The sequence below is a fragment of the Klebsiella sp. JN_Kp122 genome (assembly GCF_040062085.1).
GTDB lineage: Bacteria > Pseudomonadota > Gammaproteobacteria > Enterobacterales > Enterobacteriaceae > Klebsiella > Klebsiella aerogenes.
Genome location: NZ_JBEAHW010000025.1, coordinates 1 through 17,565 on the forward strand (window position 1 = coordinate 1; position 17,565 = coordinate 17,565).

The following is a 17,565-nucleotide window of genomic DNA, read 5'->3' on the forward strand; positions in this document are numbered from 1 at the left end:
GCTGTCATAGCAACGTAAACGAAAGGCTCAGTCGGAAGACCGGGCCTTTTGTTTTGGTGTTTTGCGGCCAGGTACTCCGCCATCTTCCCCGGTGGCGCTGCGCTTACCGGGGCAACAGACCCGTAGCCCGGAAAAGGTGCGCAGCACCGCCTCCGGGGAAATCCCACCTATATCACCGCTATTGCCTCTCTAACCAACTCGCAATAAACGTCGCGATCTGTGGAATATTATTTAAATCCAACAGCGGAAGTGACGTCACGATGGGTACATCGCTGGCCACGGCGATCGTATGTTCATCAATCACTAGCTCTTCTACAAGATGTCCGCTATTTTGCCGGAAAAGCAGGATCTTCGGCACAGGTTCATGCTTAAAACCCTCCACCAAAACGAAATCCAATTTGTCAAGATCCATTCTGCTTACCAGCCATTGAAGATCTAATTCGGGTTCATCTGGGGTTTCTGTCATCAGCGCCCAACGCTGCTTACTGGCGACAATAGTTTGTGAAGCGCCAGCTTTGCGCAACTCATAACTATCCTTGCCAGGTTTATCGACATCCATATTGTGATGAGTATGCTTTATTAGCCCCGGCCGCAATCCTTTAGCGCAGAGTTCAGGGATAAGGCGTTTTAATAACGTTGTTTTCCCGGTACCGCTCCATGCGGCGATCGCCAGTAAGGGGATCATGATGACTCCTGCATCTGCTGCAACTCATCCAACGTATTTACATTGATGAACGCTGATTTCACATCGCTGAAATTCACCGGGTGCCCACCTACTTGACGCATAAAGACCATCACCCGGCGTTCTCCATGAGCCAGATAAGTCTCCAGTTCCGGAATGATTTGACGATGAACTAATGCAACGGCGGGATGATCGCGCTCGCCATCGTGTACCCAAACCACCGGCGCTGAAGCTTTCTGTTGTAGAAAGCGCTCGACCAGAAAAGAGGGGATGAACGGCGTGTCGCAGGGGCAAAATACAAACCAGGGGCTATCTACCTGCTGCATAATGGCAAGCATTCCGGCCAGTGGGCCTGGAAAATCAGCTTGGGTATCGCGATAAACGGCATATCCGCTAGTATGCCAATACTCAAGATTGCGATTAGCGCTAATCACTAATCTGCCTACCTGCGGCTCTAATGAATCCGCAACGTGACGCCAGAGAGGACGACCATTCAGCAACTGCAATCCCTTATCAACACCGCCCATGCGCGTAGCTCTTCCACCCGCCAGCACGACGCCGGTTATTGCCTCGCTTTGCATATTAATATCGCCTCTTTCATTGTGGGATTGACCCTGTTAACTTGTCCCTATCAAGAGTAAGGAGCATGACTATGAAATGTAAACGCCTGAATGAAGTAATTGAGCTTCTCCAGCCAGCCTGGCAAAAAGAACCTGAACTGAACCTGATGCAATTCTTGCAGAAACTGGCGGCTGAAGCAGGTTACAAAGGTGAACTAGCCGATCTTTCTGATGATATTCTGATTTATCACCTGAAAATGCGTGACTCATCGAAAGAGGCTGTCATCCCGGGTATTCAGAAAGATTATGAAGAGGATTTTAAAACCGCACTGTTACGCGCGCGCGGTGTTATTAAAGAGTAAAAGGTTGTAAGTGCTGCCGCGAAACCGGCTACGAGATGATATCCTGAAGCATTCGTACGATTATCGGATGTCAGGATGCACGATAAGGCTTTTACTTTTCAGACGCTTCACCCGGATACCATCATTGATGGATTATTCGATCTGGGAATGCGGGTCGACTCCGGTCTGACCCCGCTTAATAGCTATGAGAACCGTGTTTACCAGTTTCAGGACGAAGATCGCCGCCGCTACGTGGTGAAGTTCTATCGTCCTGAACGCTGGTCTGCAGAACAGATCCTCGAAGAACATCAGTTTGCGCTTCAACTCGTAGAAGATGAAGTGCCCGTTGCCGCGCCGCTCTTATTTAACGACAGCACGCTACATCAACATCAAGGATTCTTCTTTGCCGTCTTCCCAAGCCTCGGTGGCCGCCAGTTCGAAGCGGATAATCTTGACCAAATAGAATGGGTCGGGCGCTATCTTGGCCGCCTGCACCAGACCGGTCGTAAGCAGCGTTTTAATGCGCGCCCGGAGATTGGCGTACAAGAATATCTGTTGGAACCACGTCAGGTATTCGAACAGGCGACGCTTATTCCATCTGGTCTGAAGGCTGATTTCCTGGGTGCGGCTGATAAACTCATCGATGCCGTCAGGGCGCAGTGGCACGGGCGTGCGGATACGCTTCGTCTACATGGCGACTGCCACGCCGGTAATATCCTGTGGCGCGATGGTCCGCTGTTTGTTGATTTAGATGATGCCCGCAGCGGCCCGGCGGTACAGGATCTCTGGATGCTGCTGAATGGTGATAAAGCCGAACAGCGCATGCAACTGGAGACCATCATCGAGGCTTATGAAGAATTCAGTCCGTTCAACACGGACGAAATCGCTCTCATCGAACCTTTACGCGCCATGCGTTTAGTTTATTATCTGGCATGGCTGCTCAGGCGTTGGGACGATCCTGCTTTCCCTATAAATTTTCCATGGTTAACCGGGGAAGATTATTGGCGCGGGCAGACTGCAACATTTCTTGAGCAGGTGAAGGTTCTGCAGGAACCCCCTCTTCAGTTAACGCCAATGTATTAATGTGATATATCAGGAGAGAAATAATCATGAAAAAAATTTGGCTGGCGCTGGCTGGTATGATTCTGGCTTTCAGTGCATCCGCTGCCCAGATCACCGACGGCAAGCAGTACACCACCCTTGATAAGCCGGTTGCAGGTGAACCTCAGGTCCTTGAGTTCTTCTCATTCTACTGCCCGCACTGCTATCAGTTTGAAGAAGTGCTGCACGTTTCCGACAATGTACGTCAGAAACTGCCTGAAGGCACCAAAATGACCAAGTATCACGTTGAATTCCTGGGCCCGTTGGGTAAAGACCTGACCCAGGCGTGGGCTGTGGCGATCGCGCTGGGCGTTGAAGATAAAGTAACCGCGCCGATGTTTGAAGCGGTACAGAAAACCCAAACCGTGCAGTCCACTGCCGACATCCGTAAAGTCTTCGTTGATGCGGGCGTTAAAGGTGAAGATTACGACGCGGCATGGAACAGCTTTGTGGTGAAGTCTCTGGTCGCCCAGCAAGAGAAAGCCGCAGCCGATTTACAGCTGCAGGGCGTTCCGGCGATGTTTGTTAATGGTAAATACCAGCTGAACCCGCAGGGTATGGATACCAGCAATATGGACGCGTTTGTTTCCCAGTACGCAGATACTGTGAAACAACTGGTTGAAAAGAAATAAAAAAAAGCCGGTCACTGACCGGCTTTTTTTATCGACTCTATAGTCACGACTTTTCGTTACCCTGCATAATGTCAGTGAGCTGACGATCTTTTTCTTCCCAAAGCCCATTCAGCCAGCGCTGGAAACCGCGCTTAAAGTTTTTATCATTGACGTAATCACCGTGTAGTTCCTCGCCAATCGGCACCAGATTAATACGTACCACGATGCGCGTCAGGCGGCCGCTTAACATATCGTAAAACGGCCTGGCATTATTATCCGGATAGCACAGCGTAACGTTCAGTAGCTTATCGAACTGTGCGCCGAGGACGTTTAACGCCATCGCAATGCCCGCAGCTTTAGGCGGCAACAGGTTGTGGTAAGGCGAGCGCGTCTCGCGCTTCTTTTCAGCGGTAAACCTTGAACCTTCGACGAAATTGACGATGGTTGTCGGATGAGAGCGGAATTTTTCACATGAGCGGCGAGTCGTTTCGACGTCTTTACCGCGGCGTTCCGGGTGGCGCAGTAAGTAGCCGCGCGAATAGCGGCGCATAAAAGGCATATCAAGCGCCCAGCAGGCCAGGCCGATAAACGGTACCCAGGCCAACTGCTGCTTGAGGAAGTATTTATTCATCGGGATATGCTTGCGAAACAGAACGCAGAGCACCACGATGTCCGCCCAGCTGTGATGGTTGCTGATAAGCAGATACCAGTTCTTTTTATTCAGCCCTTCCAGCCCCTGAATATCCCATTTCAACCATGGGTTGAGATGCAGCAGCAGCGCCAGTCCTTCGCACCAGCAATACATCATAAAATTGCAAAAAACGGAAATAGAACGCCATACCGCCGGGATAGGTACCAGCAGTTTAATCAGTCCGGCGATGATAATCGGTACGGAACAGATAATGGTGACTAAGATAGTAAGGGCGATACTCAGCGGGAGCGTTATCGCAGCGAGTAATCTCGACATAGTTAGTTTATTCAGAAAGTTAGGCCGGCAAAGAACCTTCTTAAGCCGCGCAAGAGGCTGATTTTACCAGAAAACGCGGTAAATAACGGGTCTTACCAGAACAGAAAAAAACGCGAATCTTATATCCACATGGAACATTGAGTCATCATGAATCGCATATAGCCTTGGGGGAAGATTTAATTCTTTGATATATAATGAGTTATAAGATCCCATGTTACTTGGCTTAGGCTTTTTTGGCTGAGGCGATAAAACTATACACAAAGTTATCCACAGATAATATTGTGCAGCGATTCCCCTCTGCGATTAATCTTTTCGGCTAAATGCGGGAAAAATTCAGGATTTCATGCCCGTCTGTGGCATCCTTTACCCATAATCTGATAAACAGGCACGGAAATTATGGTTCAGATCCCAGAAAACCCTCTCATCCTCGTCGACGGCTCCTCTTACCTATATCGGGCTTACCACGCCTTCCCACCGCTAACCAATAGCGCCGGGGAGCCTACCGGCGCTATGTACGGTGTGCTGAATATGTTGCGTAGCCTGATCCTGCAGTATCAGCCGACGCATGCCGTCGTGGTATTTGATGCCAAAGGGAAAACCTTCCGTGACGAATTGTTTGAGCATTACAAATCACATCGTCCGCCGATGCCGGACGATCTACGTGCGCAGATTGAACCGCTGCACAAGATGGTGAAGGCGATGGGGCTGCCGCTGATGGCGGTGCCTGGCGTTGAAGCGGATGACGTTATCGGCACGCTGGCCCGCGAGGCGGAAAAAGTGGGCCGCCCGGTACTGATCAGCACCGGTGATAAAGATATGGCGCAACTGGTGACGCCGGGCATTACCTTAATCAACACCATGACCAACACTATCCTCGGCCCGGAAGAGGTCGTGAATAAGTACGGCGTACCGCCGGAACTGATTATTGATTTCCTCGCGCTGATGGGCGACTCCTCGGATAACATACCTGGCGTCCCGGGCGTTGGGGAAAAAACGGCGCAGGCGCTACTGCAGGGTTTGGGTGGTTTGGATACACTCTATGCAGAACCGGAAAAAATCGCCGGGCTGACCTTCCGCGGCGCGAAAACGATGGCGGCGAAGCTGGAGCAGAACAAAGAGGTGGCCTACCTCTCTTATCAACTCGCGACGATAAAAACCGATGTTGAACTGGATCTCGGTTGCGAAGAGCTGTTAGTTGCGCAGCCGGCGGCAGATGAGCTGCTGGCGTTGTTTAAGCAATATGAATTCAAACGTTGGATCACCGATGTCGAATCCGGCAAATGGCTACAGGGGAAAGGCGCTAAACCAGCGGCGAAACCAGCTGAAGCAGCGGTGATTGTGGAAGAAGAGGTCGCCGCCACGCTCTCTTCTGAGCATTATGTGACAATCCTGGATGAAGCGACGCTGGTTGAATGGATTGCCAGATTGAAGAAAGCGCCGCTATTCGCTTTTGATACCGAAACGGATAGCCTCGATAACATTTCCGCCAATATGGTGGGTTTGTCATTCGCGATTGAGCCTGGCGTCGCGGCTTATGTGCCGGTGGCCCATGATTATCTCGACGCGCCGGACCAGATCCCACGTGAACGCGTGCTGGAGCTGCTCAAGCCGCTGTTGGAAGATGACAAGGTGCTAAAAGTAGGGCAAAACCTGAAGTACGATCGCGGCATCCTGGCCAACTACGACATTGAACTGCGTGGTATTGCCTTCGACACCATGCTGGAATCCTACACCCTCGACAGCGTCGCGGGTCGACATGATATGGATAGCTTGTCCGATCGCTGGTTGAAACACAAAACCATCACTTTTGAAGAGATTGCCGGCAAAGGTAAAAATCAGCTCACCTTTAATCAGATCGCGCTGGAAGAGGCCGGGCGTTACGCCGCGGAGGATGCTGACGTGACGCTGCAACTGCATCTGAAGATGTGGCCACAACTGCAGCAGCATGAAGGCCCGCTGAATATCTTTAAAAATATCGAGATGCCGCTAGTACCGGTGCTGTCGCGGGTTGAGCGCAACGGCGTGAAAATCGATCCGGCGGTGCTTCACGCGCATTCGCAGGAGATCGCTAAGCGTCTGGTTGAACTGGAACAACGCGCCCATGAAATTGCCGGTGAGGAGTTCAACCTCTCTTCTACCAAACAGTTGCAAACCATCTTGTTTGAAAAGCAGGGCATCAAGCCGCTGAAGAAAACGCCTGGCGGTGCGCCGTCGACTTCTGAAGAGGTGCTGGAGGAACTGGCGCTGGATTACCCGCTGCCGAAGGTGATCCTCGAGTATCGTGGGCTGGCGAAGCTTAAATCGACCTATACCGATAAGCTGCCGCTGATGATTAACCCGAAAACCAGTCGTGTTCATACTTCGTATCATCAGGCGGTGACGGCGACCGGGCGTCTCTCTTCGACCGATCCTAACCTGCAGAATATTCCGGTACGTAATGACGAAGGTCGTCGTATTCGTCAGGCGTTTATTGCGCCTCAGGACTATCTGATTGTGTCTGCCGACTATTCGCAGATTGAGCTGCGCATCATGGCGCACCTGTCGCGCGATGAGGGGCTGCTGAAGGCGTTTGCGGAAGGTAAGGATATTCACCGCGCCACCGCGGCAGAGGTATTTGGCTTACCGTTAGAAAGCGTCAGTAATGAACAGCGCCGCAGCGCGAAGGCGATTAACTTCGGCCTGATTTACGGTATGAGCGCATTTGGTCTGGCGCGTCAGCTGAATATCCCGCGTAAAGAAGCGCAGAAGTACATGGATCTTTATTTCGAGCGCTATCCGGGCGTACTGGACTACATGGAACGTACCCGCGCGCAGGCGAAAGAGCAGGGCTATGTTGAAACGCTGGAAGGGCGTCGTCTGTATCTGCCGGATATCAAATCCAGCAATGGCGCCCGCCGCGCGGGCGCGGAACGTGCGGCGATCAACGCACCGATGCAGGGAACGGCGGCGGATATTATTAAGCGGGCAATGATTGCCGTTGATGACTGGCTGCTGAGCGAAAAACCGCGCGTGCGGATGATCATGCAGGTGCACGATGAACTGGTGTTTGAAGTGCACAAAGACGATCTGGATAGCGTATCGAAGAAGGTGCATGAGCTGATGGAAAACAGCACCACGCTGGCGGTGCCGTTATTGGTGGAAGTCGGTAGCGGTGAAAACTGGGATCAAGCGCACTAAGTGGGCAATCTGTAAGGCTCTTTTTTGTAAGTTAGCAACATAACTTATAGATTTTTGTGATGGTCATTTGAATTTGTTATGTAAATAGTGAAAAAAAACTACAAAAAGTGCTTTATCCATAACCGAAAGAAGAGTAAAGTTATTCGCGTAGGGTACAGAGGTAAGATGTTCTATCTTTCAGACCTTTTACTTCACGTAATCGGATTTGGCTGAATATTTTAGCCGCCCCGGTCATTTATGACCGGGGCGTTTTTTATTGCGCGAAAGAAAAGTTTTACGCGCTGACAACCGCGTAAAATGAACGTCCGGATAGGGCGCTGGGCGCCATTATCCGGAAAAAGCGGGGGTTACTCTGCGTCTTCGGCGGCTTCTTGCGGCGGGATGTCGTTAAACCAGCTATCCAGCTTCTGACGCAACTTATCCACGCCAGATTTTTTCAGCGAAGAGAAAGGCTCAACCTGGATATCGCCATTGAAGGCCAGTACCGCTTCACGCACCATATTGACCTGTGCTTTACGCGCGCCGCTGGCGAGCTTATCGGCTTTGGTTAGCAGGACCAGCACCTGTATATCGCTTTCCACCGCCCATTCGATCATCTGCTGATCGAGATCTTTCAGCGGATGACGGATATCCATCAATACCACCAGGCCTTTCAGGCACAGACGTTTCTCAAGATACTCACCCAGCGCCTTCTGCCATTTGATTTTCATCTCTTCCGGCACCTGCGCGTAGCCATACCCCGGCAAGTCGACCAGGCGTTTACCTTCCGCAACCTCAAACAGGTTGATAAGCTGGGTACGACCCGGCGTTTTTGACGTACGTGCCAGGCTTTTCTGATTAGTCAGCGTATTAAGGGCGCTGGATTTGCCCGCATTTGAGCGGCCAGCGAATGCCACTTCGATTCCGATATCGGATGGAAGATGGCGGATATCAGGCGCGCTCGTGACAAAATGCGTCTGTTGATAATTCCAGTTGGTCAAGACTGTCGTCTCCGTAAAATCAGGCTATGGCGGGGATTATACCTGAAAGGCAGAAAAAGGCTGTTTTTACCGCACGTCGGCGTTGTAAGTAAAAACCATGAGCTTTGTGAGACATTGTCCATAAGGACTATACGAAATTTGTGAGAAAAACCTGACGTCAAATTCATAGATTATCGTTAAATCATACTGTTACAGGAAACTCTATTCCCTTAAGCAGGCTTTTCATCCTACAGGTGGTTGTCGATTTCCGGCAAAACGGTAAAGTAGTGGGCAAAGGCGAGGATGCCGGAGGATTACGACTCAGGACGAGGGGTCAGGAGCGCCAGGAGGCGAAGACCGGGATTGTCAGGATGACAAACGTCTGGAGACGTTTTAAAAGGGAAAGGGATAGAACAAGGACCGTTGGAAGCTAAGGGAAAGACAGGGTAAGTCGATAGCTGACATGGAAAGTGGAAACCCGTTAAGGGTTGTGAGTGCGGAAAAAGGCGACAGATTAATCTGTCGCCTTTTTTCTTTGCTTGCTTTCTGCTAGATTCCGCCTCAATTCTATACTGAAGAAAACTGTCTGAAGATCACACATCATGAAAAAACCGGCATCCGCATCGCGCGGTAAAGCACGTGGTAAGTCGCGTGAAGAGTTGAACCAGGAAGCACGCGACCGTAAACGTCAGAAAAAACACCGCGGCCATGCCGCAGGCAGCCGCACCAGCGGCGGCGATGCTGCTTCAGCAGGCAAAGGCCGCAGCCAGCAGCAGGACCCACGCATTGGCAGCAAAAAACCGATCCCGCTGGGCGTGACAGAAAGCACCCCGGCCGTTAAGCAGCACAAACCGAAGAGCGAGAAACCTATGCTTTCACCGCAGGCTGAGCTGGATTTGCTGGAGAATGATGAGCGCCTGGACGCGCTGCTGGAACGTCTGGAAGAGGGCGGTACCCTGAATGCTGAAGAGCAGGCTTGGGTCGATGCCAAACTGGATCGTATTGACGCGCTGATGCAGCAGCTTGGCCTCTCCTATGACGACGACGAGGACGAGGAAGAAGAAGAGCGTCAGGAAGATATGATGCGTCTGCTGAAGGGTGGAAACTAACGTTTGCATCCCATCGGATTCCCGGTCCTGCTTATAACCCTTCTGGTTATATGTTATCTGCTGTGGTTATTCGTTAAACTAAGACGGTTGTCGCGGCGTCAAAAATGGCTGCGCAACCGGCTCATGACCCGAGGTGCGGTTGGGCCGGCACGGCGTACCCGTCGGCGGCATCATCGGAAGGAGTGAGCATGTCTGAGCAGTTAATCGACTGGGATCTGGCCCTTATCCAGAAATATAACTATTCCGGGCCGCGATATACCTCGTATCCCACCGCGCTGGAGTTTTCTCCGGCGTTCGGCGCTGCTGATTTTGCCGCCGCCGTCGCCCGCTACCCGCAGCGCCCGCTGTCGCTGTACGTCCATATCCCGTTCTGCCATAAGCTCTGCTATTTCTGCGGCTGTAATAAGATTGTCACCCGTCAGCAGCATAAGGCCGATCAGTATCTTGATGTCCTTGAGCAGGAAATTATTCACCGCGCGCCGCTTTTTGCCGGCCGTCAGGTTAGCCAGCTGCACTGGGGCGGCGGTACGCCAACCTATCTCAACAAAGCGCAAATCAGCCGCTTGATGAATCTGCTGCGCGACCACTTTAACTTCAACGCCGATGCGGAAATCTCAATTGAGGTTGATCCGCGTGAAATCGAACTGGATGTACTGGATCATTTACGATCCGCAGGGTTCAACCGTCTGAGCATGGGGGTGCAGGATTTCAATAAAGAAGTACAGCGCCTGGTGAACCGTGAACAAGATGAAGAATTCATCTTTGCGCTGCTGCGTCATGCGCGTGAGATTGGCTTCACATCGACCAACATCGATTTGATTTACGGTCTGCCGAAGCAAACGCCGGAAAGCTTTGCCTTCACGCTGCAGAAAGTGGCTGAACTCAACCCGGACCGTCTGAGCGTCTTTAACTACGCGCATCTGCCAACGTTATTCGCTGCGCAGCGCAAAATTAAAGACGCGGATTTACCGAGCGCAGAGCAGAAACTGGATATCCTGCAGGAAACCATCGCTTCGCTTACCAAAGCGGGCTATCAGTTTATCGGCATGGACCACTTTGCCCGGCCGGACGATGAACTGGCGATTGCCCAGCGCGAAGGCGTGCTGCACCGCAACTTCCAGGGATACACCACCCAGGGCGATACCGACCTGCTCGGAATGGGCGTGTCGGCGATCAGTATGATTGGCGACTGCTACGCGCAGAACCAGAAAGAGCTGAAACAGTATTATCAGCAGGTCGATGAAAGCGGTACCGCGCTGTGGCGGGGTATTGCGTTAACCCGCGATGATTGTATCCGCCGGGATGTTATTAAGGCCCTGATTTGCAACTTCCGTCTTGAGTTCGCGGCGGTTGAAGCGCAGTGGGATCTTATCTTCAACGATTACTTTGCCGAAGATATGAAATTGCTGGCACCGCTGGCGAAAGATGGGCTGGTGGATGTGGATGAAAAAGGAATACAGGTCACGGCAAAAGGCCGTCTGTTGATTCGTAACATCTGTATGTGCTTCGATGCCTATTTGCGGCAGAAAGCGCGCCTGCAGCAGTTCTCTCGCGTTATTTAAGCGAATCCCGGTGAGTCAGCTCACCGGGCGTTCATTTCGCCGCTAAGACCGGTGTTATTCCATTCCCAGCTCTTTTAGCTTCCGCGTTAACGTATTTCGCCCCCAGCCCAGCAGACGAGCGGCTTCCTGCTTATGCCCTTGCGTATGACGTAGCGCGGTGGTGAGCAATGCACGCTCCATCTCCGGCTGCGCTTCTGATAGCAGGTTTTGATGACCGGAACGCAGGGCACGGTCAGCCCATTGCCCCAGCAGCGTCGCCCAGCTATCCGGTTGGATCTGCGTTGGGCTATCGGGAATCGACGTTTCGAACAGCTCGGACGGCAGATCCTGGGTCAATACCTCCTGGCCTGCTGCCATCACCGTTAGCCAGCGACAGGTGTTCTCCAGCTGTCGCACGTTACCGGGCCAGGCCAGTCGCGTCAGCGCCGCTTCCGTTTCCGGATGCAACTGCTTGGCTTCTACGCCCAGTTCGCGGGCGGCAATCTGCAGGAAGTGGCGCGCCAGGCGCGGAATATCTTCCCGGCGTTCGCGCAGCGGCGGCAAATGCACGCGAATCACGTTCAGGCGATGGAACAAATCTTCACGGAATTTTCCTTCCTGCACGCGTAGCTCAAGGTTCTGGTGGGTCGCGGCAATAATCCGCACATCGACTTTCACCGGCGCATAGCCGCCAACGCGATAAAATTGGCCGTCAGCCAGCACGCGCAGCAGTCGCGTCTGAACATCCAACGGCATATCGCCAATTTCATCAAGGAACAGCGTACCGCCATCGGCCTGCTCAAAACGCCCCTGACGGACGGTATTGGCGCCGGTAAAAGCCCCTTTTTCATGGCCGAACAGTTCCGATTCAATCAAATCTTTCGGAATGGCCGCCATGTTAAGGGCGATAAACGGCGATTTGGCGCGTGGACTGTGGCGATGCAGCGCGTGGGCGACCAGCTCTTTACCGGTACCTGATTCGCCGTTGATCAGTACGCTGATTGAGGAGCGTGACAGGCGGCCAATGATGCGAAACACATCCTGCATCGCCGGCGCTTCGCCAATAATATCGGCCGTCGGGCTGCTGACCGGCGTATTACGCGGCTGCTGCTGCTCCTGATAATGACTAATCGCACGGTCAACCAGCGCCACCGCCTCATCAATATCAAAAGGTTTCGGCAGGTAATCAAAGGCGCCCTGCTGATAGGCGCTGACGGCGGCATCGAGATCCGAGTGCGCGGTCATAATGATGACCGGAAGCATCGGATGGCGTTGTTTAATCTGCTTTAACAGCGCCAGACCGTCCATCCCAGGCATGCGAATGTCGGAGAGTAAAACGTCCGGCGTTTTGGTGGTGAGGGCATCAAGCACCTCATTGCCGCTCTCAAATGTGGTACAGCTTAGACCCGCTCCGGTGAGTGCGCGTTCAAGCACCCAACGGATGGAGCTATCGTCATCGACTACCCAGGCTATCCCTCGTTGCATAAACACCTCTATTTCCGAATAGGCAGGTATACCGAGAACTCGGTATGGCCAGGCCAACTGGTAAATTCAATTTTGCCGGAGTGCTGATCGATAAGACTGCGGGCGATAGAAAGGCCAAGACCGGTACCGCCTTCGCGGCCGCTGACCATGGGGTAAAACAGCGTATCCTGCAGATGGGGTGGGATACCGGGACCATTATCTTCCACGTCGATACGCGCCGCCAGACGGTAACGTACGCCGTGGAGCGTGAGCTGAAAGGCGGTACGGGTGCGCAGGATGATTTCGCCGCCTTCGGGCCCCAGGGCCTGCAGCGCGTTGCGCACGATATTCAGCAACACTTGCTCGATTTGTTCCGGGTCGTGGGCCAACTCTGGCAGGCTCGGGTCGTAATCGCGGATCAGTTTGACGTTATCCGGCAATTCCATGGAGACCAGCGCCACCACGCGCTCCGCGACTTTATGAATGCTTTCCGTGATATGCATACCGGGATGCTGCGGCCCCAGCAGGCGATCGACCAGGTTACGTAACCTGTCGGCCTGTTCAATAATCACCTGGGTATATTCCATCAGCGCGGGATCCGGTAGCGCTTTACTCAATAGCTGCGCCGCGCCGCGCAGGCCACCGAGCGGGTTTTTAATTTCATGCGCCAGACCGCGCACTAAATCGCGCGCCGCCACCTGCTGAGCATGCTGCAGCTGTTCCTGGCTCAAACGACGCTGATTATCCATCGGCGACATCTCAAGCAGGATATAGCCTTCAGGCAGGCGCTGAGCGGTGAGGGAGAGAATGTGCGAGCGGCCGTCAATCACCAGCGTCACTTCATTATCCGTGAAGCCCTGACCCGCCTGCAGGCTTTCCTGCATCAGGCCAATGTTTAACGAAAAGTAGCTTAGCAATTCTGGCAGCGGCGTACCGAATAATTTACGCGAACTTTGCGCCAGTAACTGCTGGGCAGCCGGATTAGCGTAATGCACCGCGAGGTCGTCATCGACTAATAAGATACTGTGGATCAGCGAGTTGAGGATCTGCCCAGCATCGGGCTGTGTGCCTGTTGCCATCTGACAGTCTCCTGAAATGGTTGCACTATTTTAGTGCAGTATAGCTTTTTATTGGTAAAAAGCGCGAGAGATCAGCGTGTTGCTGGAGAAAAAAGCCCATCCTGAGATGGGCTGAAAGTTTCCACGGCAACAAAACATCCCTGGTATCCCGTGCCACAACACGGGAACACCATGGATTTACAGCAAAATCAGACGCTGTAGTACAGTTCGAACTCAACCGGGTGCGGAGTCATACGTACGCGGTCGTTTTCTTCAATGCGCAGGGCGATGTAAGCATCGATAGCTTCGTCAGTGAAGACGCCGCCTGCGGTCAGGAACTCGCGGTCTGCGTCCAGAGCCTGCAGGGCTTCTTCCAGAGAACCTGCAACCTGCGGGATTTCTTTCGCTTCTTCCGGCGGCAGATCGTACAGGTTTTTGTCCATCGCATCGCCAGGATGGATTTTGTTTTTAATACCGTCCAGGCCGGCCATCAGCAGTGCGGCGAAGCACAGGTACGGGTTGGCAGCCGGGTCCGGGAAGCGCACTTCGATACGACGCGCTTTCGGCGAGGCAACTACCGGAATACGGATGGAAGCAGAGCGGTTACGGGCGGAGTAAGCCAGCATAACCGGCGCTTCGTAACCCGGGACCAGACGCTTGTAGGAGTTAGTGGTCGGGTTCGCCAGGGCGTTGATCGCTTTAGCGTGCTTGATAACGCCGCCGATGTAGTGCAGCGCTTGCTCAGACAGGCCCGCGTATTTGTCGCCGGAGAACAGGTTTACGCCGTTCTTGGACAGGGACATGTGGCAGTGCATGCCGGAACCGTTATCGCCAAACATTGGTTTTGGCATGAAGGTCGCGGTTTTACCGAAACGGTGAGCGACGTTGTGTACAACATATTTGTAGATCTGAATTTCGTCCGCTTTTTTGGTCATGGTGTTGAAGCGGGTGGCGATTTCGTTCTGACCTGCAGTTGCCACTTCGTGGTGGTGAGCTTCAACAACCAGGCCCATCTCTTCCATGATCATACACATGGTAGAACGGATATCCTGAGAGGAGTCTACCGGCGGAACCGGGAAGTAACCGCCTTTCACGCCCGGACGGTGGCCTTTGTTGCCGCCTTCGTATTTGGTAGAAGAGTTCCATGCGCCTTCGATATCGTCAATGGCCACGTGGGAACCAGAGATGGATGCGCCAAAGCGGATGTCGTCGAACAGGAAGAATTCTGGTTCCGGCCCGAACAGCACGGTGTCGGCGATGCCGGTGGCGCGCAGGTACTCTTCAGCGCGCTTGGCGATAGAGCGCGGGTCGCGGTCGTAGCCCTGCAGGGTGCCTGGTTCCAGGATATCGCAGCGGATGATCAGCGTCGGTTCTTCATAGAACGGGTCGATCAGCGCCGTGGTGGCATCCGGCATCAGGACCATGTCGGATTCGTTAATACCTTTCCAACCGCCAATCGAGGAGCCATCAAACATTTTGCCTTCTTCAAAGAATTCGGCATTTACCTGATGGGAAGGAATCGTGACGTGCTGTTCTTTACCTTTGGTATCGGTGAAGCGCAGATCGACAAACTTCACTTCGTGCTCGTTCAGCATCGTCAAAACGTGTTCAGCGGACATACTTAAACTCTCCCGGATTGGTCATTGTCGTCGTGGTAACGAACTTCTTACTGCTTAAAAGTGGCGTTGTTGCCTTAAAAAATATAAAGCGAAATCTGTGCCAACTTTTAAAAGTACGGTAAAACGCTGTATCATGCGCACCATAGTGCAAAAGGACTGCACCATGATGGAGATAATGCACCAAAATAGTGCTTCAATGTGAACGTTGAGCACCATTTTGGTGCAATTTTTATTACGGTGCCCTTTTATCGCTCCGTGAAAGCGGTCACAAACAAACTCTGCAATACTTGTTTGCGGAGGATCTTTGTGATCCTGTTCAGTCCTTCGCTTAATACGTGTACAATAACGCGCTATTTCTAATGCCTGAGGCAAAGTTGTGATCGAAAATCTGCGTAATATCGCCATCATCGCGCACGTCGACCATGGTAAAACTACCCTGGTTGATAAGCTGCTACAGCAATCCGGTACGTTCGACGCACGTACTGAAGCACAAGAACGTGTGATGGACTCCAACGATTTGGAGAAAGAGCGTGGGATTACCATCCTCGCTAAAAACACTGCAATCAAATGGAATGATTACCGTATCAACATCGTTGATACCCCAGGACACGCCGACTTCGGAGGTGAAGTTGAGCGTGTTATGTCCATGGTTGACTCTGTGCTGCTGGTGGTTGATGCCTTTGACGGCCCGATGCCGCAGACGCGCTTTGTTACCAAAAAAGCGTTTGCTCACGGTCTGAAGCCGATCGTGGTCATCAACAAAGTTGACCGTCCGGGCGCGCGTCCGGATTGGGTTGTCGACCAGGTATTCGACCTGTTCGTTAACCTCGACGCGACCGACGAACAGCTGGACTTCCCGATCGTTTACGCTTCCGCGCTGAACGGTATCGCGGGTCTGGACCACGAAGACATGGCTGAAGACATGACCCCGCTGTACCAGGCGATTGTTGACCGTGTACCGGCGCCGGACGTTGACCTTGACGGTCCGCTGCAGATGCAAATCTCCCAGCTCGACTACAACAACTACGTTGGCGTAATCGGCATTGGTCGCATCAAGCGCGGTAAAGTGAAGCCGAACCAGCAGATCACTATCATCGATAGCGAAGGGAAAACCCGCAACGGTAAAGTCGGTAAAGTACTGACTCACCTGGGTCTCGAGCGTATCGAGAGCGACGTAGCCGAAGCCGGCGACATCATCGCGATCACCGGTCTGGGCGAGCTGAACATCTCCGACACCATCTGCGACCCGCAGAACGTCGAAGCGCTGCCGGCACTGTCTGTTGATGAGCCGACCGTATCTATGTTCTTCAACGTCAACACCTCTCCGTTCTGCGGTAAAGAAGGTAAGTTCGTTACCTCTCGCCAGATCCTGGACCGTCTGAACAAAGAGCTGGTGCACAACGTTGCGCTGCGCGTCGAAGAAACCGAAGACGCCGATGCGTTCCGCGTTTCTGGCCGTGGCGAACTGCACCTGTCTGTTCTGATTGAAAACATGCGTCGTGAAGGTTTCGAGATGGCGGTTTCCCGTCCGAAAGTTATCTTCCGCGAAATCGATGGCCGTAAACAAGAGCCGTTCGAAAACGTAACGCTGGACGTCGAAGAGCAGCACCAGGGTTCTGTCATGCAGGCGCTGGGTGAGCGTAAAGGCGACCTGAAAAACATGAATCCAGACGGTAAAGGCCGCGTACGTCTCGACTACGTGATCCCAAGCCGTGGTCTGATCGGCTTCCGTTCAGAGTTCATGACCATGACTTCCGGTACCGGTCTGCTGTACTCCACCTTCAGCCACTACGACGATGTTCGTCCGGGCGAAGTGGGCCAGCGTAACAACGGCGTACTGATCTCTAACGGTCAGGGTAAAGCGGTTGCGTTCGCACTGTTCGGCCTGCAGGATCGCGGTAAGCTGTTCCTCGGCCACGGCGCTGAAGTTTACGAAGGTCAGATTATCGGTATTCACAGCCGTTCTAATGACCTGACGGTAAACTGCCTGACCGGTAAGAAACTGACCAACATGCGTGCGTCCGGTACTGACGAAGCAACGGTTCTGGTTCCGCCGGTTAAGATGACCCTGGAGCAGGCTCTGGAGTTCATCGATGACGACGAACTGGTAGAAGTTACTCCGACGTCTATCCGTATCCGTAAACGTCACCTGACCGAGAACGATCGTAAACGCGCTATGCGCGGTGCGAAAGAAGAGTAATTTACCCTTCTTGCTACCCTTCAAACCTCGCCTCTCCGGCGGGGTTTTTTTATGCCTGTTCCTCATGCTTATCACCTGGGCGGCGCCAGTGTCGCTTCGGGAGAGAGCTCGGTCACAATTATTCTTAAAGCTTGCGACAGCAATTGCTTTCTTTTTTTGCTCAAGAGTAAGATGAG

14 protein-coding genes are annotated in these 17,565 nt (G+C 52.8%); 7 read left to right on the forward strand and 7 right to left on the reverse strand.

The window, feature by feature from the left end; genetic code table 11:
- Positions 1 to 178: 178 nt before the first annotated feature.
- Both mobB and mobA read right to left on the reverse strand, forming a co-directional pair.
- Positions 179 to 685 carry a molybdopterin-guanine dinucleotide biosynthesis protein MobB gene (gene mobB, locus ABLU78_RS11605; protein ID WP_032712987.1) on the reverse strand — a complete coding sequence of 169 codons (507 nt, stop codon included), beginning with the start codon at positions 683 to 685 and terminating at the stop codon, positions 179 to 181.
- Positions 682 to 1,263 (reverse strand): molybdenum cofactor guanylyltransferase MobA, encoded by a 582-nt coding sequence (gene mobA, locus ABLU78_RS11610; RefSeq protein WP_032712986.1) that lies wholly within the window; start codon positions 1,261 to 1,263, stop codon positions 682 to 684. Before mobA ends, mobB begins: the two co-directional genes overlap by 4 nt.
- Positions 1,264 to 1,334: 71 nt before the next feature.
- On the opposite strand from mobA, the gene ABLU78_RS11615 reads away from it, so the two are divergent.
- From ABLU78_RS11615 to dsbA, 3 genes are all read left to right on the forward strand, one after another.
- Complete coding sequence (locus ABLU78_RS11615) at positions 1,335 to 1,604, forward strand: YihD family protein (RefSeq protein WP_015368982.1); 270 nt, start codon at positions 1,335 to 1,337, stop codon at positions 1,602 to 1,604.
- 75 nt (positions 1,605 to 1,679) lie between these two features.
- Positions 1,680 to 2,666, forward strand: a complete 987-nt coding sequence (locus tag ABLU78_RS11620; protein WP_015368981.1) for a serine/threonine protein kinase — start codon at positions 1,680 to 1,682, stop codon at positions 2,664 to 2,666.
- 26 nt (positions 2,667 to 2,692) lie between these two features.
- Positions 2,693 to 3,316: a thiol:disulfide interchange protein DsbA gene (dsbA, locus tag ABLU78_RS11625; protein ID WP_015368980.1), complete on the forward strand. Its 624-nt coding sequence runs from the start codon at positions 2,693 to 2,695 to the stop codon at positions 3,314 to 3,316.
- 43 nt (positions 3,317 to 3,359) lie between these two features.
- Here the strand turns inward: dsbA and ABLU78_RS11630 are convergent, their stop codons facing one another.
- On the reverse strand, positions 3,360 to 4,262 hold the full coding sequence (locus ABLU78_RS11630) for an acyltransferase (RefSeq protein WP_015368979.1): 903 nt from the start codon (positions 4,260 to 4,262) through the stop codon (positions 3,360 to 3,362).
- Positions 4,263 to 4,658: 396 nt separating this feature from the next.
- Here ABLU78_RS11630 and polA point away from each other — a divergent pair, with 396 nt between their 5' ends.
- Positions 4,659 to 7,439, forward strand: coding sequence for a DNA polymerase I (polA, locus tag ABLU78_RS11635; protein WP_048230171.1), 2,781 nt, complete (start codon positions 4,659 to 4,661; stop codon positions 7,437 to 7,439).
- A 347-nt stretch (positions 7,440 to 7,786) separates the two neighbouring features.
- On the opposite strand, the gene yihA is transcribed toward polA, so the two are convergent.
- Positions 7,787 to 8,419, reverse strand: coding sequence for a ribosome biogenesis GTP-binding protein YihA/YsxC (yihA, locus tag ABLU78_RS11640; protein WP_032712983.1), 633 nt, complete (start codon positions 8,417 to 8,419; stop codon positions 7,787 to 7,789).
- Between the two features lie 581 nt (positions 8,420 to 9,000).
- On the opposite strand from yihA, the gene yihI reads away from it, so the two are divergent.
- Together yihI and hemN are read left to right on the forward strand one after the other, a co-directional pair.
- A complete protein-coding gene (gene yihI, locus ABLU78_RS11645) occupies positions 9,001 to 9,507 on the forward strand; it encodes a Der GTPase-activating protein YihI (RefSeq protein WP_015368975.1) in 507 nt (168 codons plus the stop codon).
- Positions 9,508 to 9,695: 188 nt separating this feature from the next.
- The gene (gene hemN, locus ABLU78_RS11650; protein WP_015703930.1) at positions 9,696 to 11,069 is read left to right on the forward strand and encodes an oxygen-independent coproporphyrinogen III oxidase; all 1,374 of its coding nucleotides are present in this window, start codon (positions 9,696 to 9,698) and stop codon (positions 11,067 to 11,069) included.
- A gap of 54 nt (positions 11,070 to 11,123) precedes the next feature.
- Here hemN and glnG read toward each other — a convergent pair whose 3' ends face one another.
- The 3 genes from glnG to glnA form a co-directional block, all read right to left on the reverse strand.
- The gene (glnG, locus tag ABLU78_RS11655) at positions 11,124 to 12,533 is read right to left on the reverse strand and encodes a nitrogen regulation protein NR(I) (protein WP_015368973.1); all 1,410 of its coding nucleotides are present in this window, start codon (positions 12,531 to 12,533) and stop codon (positions 11,124 to 11,126) included.
- Between the two features lie 8 nt (positions 12,534 to 12,541).
- On the reverse strand, positions 12,542 to 13,591 hold the full coding sequence (gene glnL, locus ABLU78_RS11660) for a nitrogen regulation protein NR(II) (RefSeq protein WP_015368972.1): 1,050 nt from the start codon (positions 13,589 to 13,591) through the stop codon (positions 12,542 to 12,544).
- Between the two features lie 188 nt (positions 13,592 to 13,779).
- Positions 13,780 to 15,189, reverse strand: a complete 1,410-nt coding sequence (glnA, locus tag ABLU78_RS11665) for a glutamate--ammonia ligase (RefSeq protein WP_015368971.1) — start codon at positions 15,187 to 15,189, stop codon at positions 13,780 to 13,782.
- A gap of 376 nt (positions 15,190 to 15,565) precedes the next feature.
- On the opposite strand from glnA, the gene typA reads away from it, so the two are divergent.
- Positions 15,566 to 17,389 (forward strand): ribosome-dependent GTPase TypA, encoded by a 1,824-nt coding sequence (gene typA / locus ABLU78_RS11670; RefSeq protein WP_015368970.1) that lies wholly within the window; start codon positions 15,566 to 15,568, stop codon positions 17,387 to 17,389.
- Positions 17,390 to 17,565 lie beyond the last annotated feature (176 nt).

Excerpts from the sequence above, each read along its gene's own strand:
- mobB (WP_032712987.1), bottom strand. The coding sequence starts at position 685 with ATGATCCCCTTACTGGCGATCGCCGCATGGAGCGGTACCGGGAAAACA.
- mobA (WP_032712986.1), bottom strand. The coding sequence starts at position 1,263 with ATGCAAAGCGAGGCAATAACCGGCGTCGTGCTGGCGGGTGGAAGAGCT.
- ABLU78_RS11615 (WP_015368982.1), top strand. The coding sequence starts at position 1,335 with ATGAAATGTAAACGCCTGAATGAAGTAATTGAGCTTCTCCAGCCAGCC.
- ABLU78_RS11620 (WP_015368981.1), top strand. The coding sequence starts at position 1,680 with ATGCACGATAAGGCTTTTACTTTTCAGACGCTTCACCCGGATACCATC.
- dsbA (WP_015368980.1), top strand. The coding sequence starts at position 2,693 with ATGAAAAAAATTTGGCTGGCGCTGGCTGGTATGATTCTGGCTTTCAGT.
- ABLU78_RS11630 (WP_015368979.1), bottom strand. The coding sequence starts at position 4,262 with ATGTCGAGATTACTCGCTGCGATAACGCTCCCGCTGAGTATCGCCCTT.
- polA (WP_048230171.1), top strand. The coding sequence starts at position 4,659 with ATGGTTCAGATCCCAGAAAACCCTCTCATCCTCGTCGACGGCTCCTCT.
- yihI (WP_015368975.1), top strand. The coding sequence starts at position 9,001 with ATGAAAAAACCGGCATCCGCATCGCGCGGTAAAGCACGTGGTAAGTCG.
- hemN (WP_015703930.1), top strand. The coding sequence starts at position 9,696 with ATGTCTGAGCAGTTAATCGACTGGGATCTGGCCCTTATCCAGAAATAT.
- glnG (WP_015368973.1), bottom strand. The coding sequence starts at position 12,533 with ATGCAACGAGGGATAGCCTGGGTAGTCGATGACGATAGCTCCATCCGT.
- glnL (WP_015368972.1), bottom strand. The coding sequence starts at position 13,591 with ATGGCAACAGGCACACAGCCCGATGCTGGGCAGATCCTCAACTCGCTG.
- glnA (WP_015368971.1), bottom strand. The coding sequence starts at position 15,189 with ATGTCCGCTGAACACGTTTTGACGATGCTGAACGAGCACGAAGTGAAG.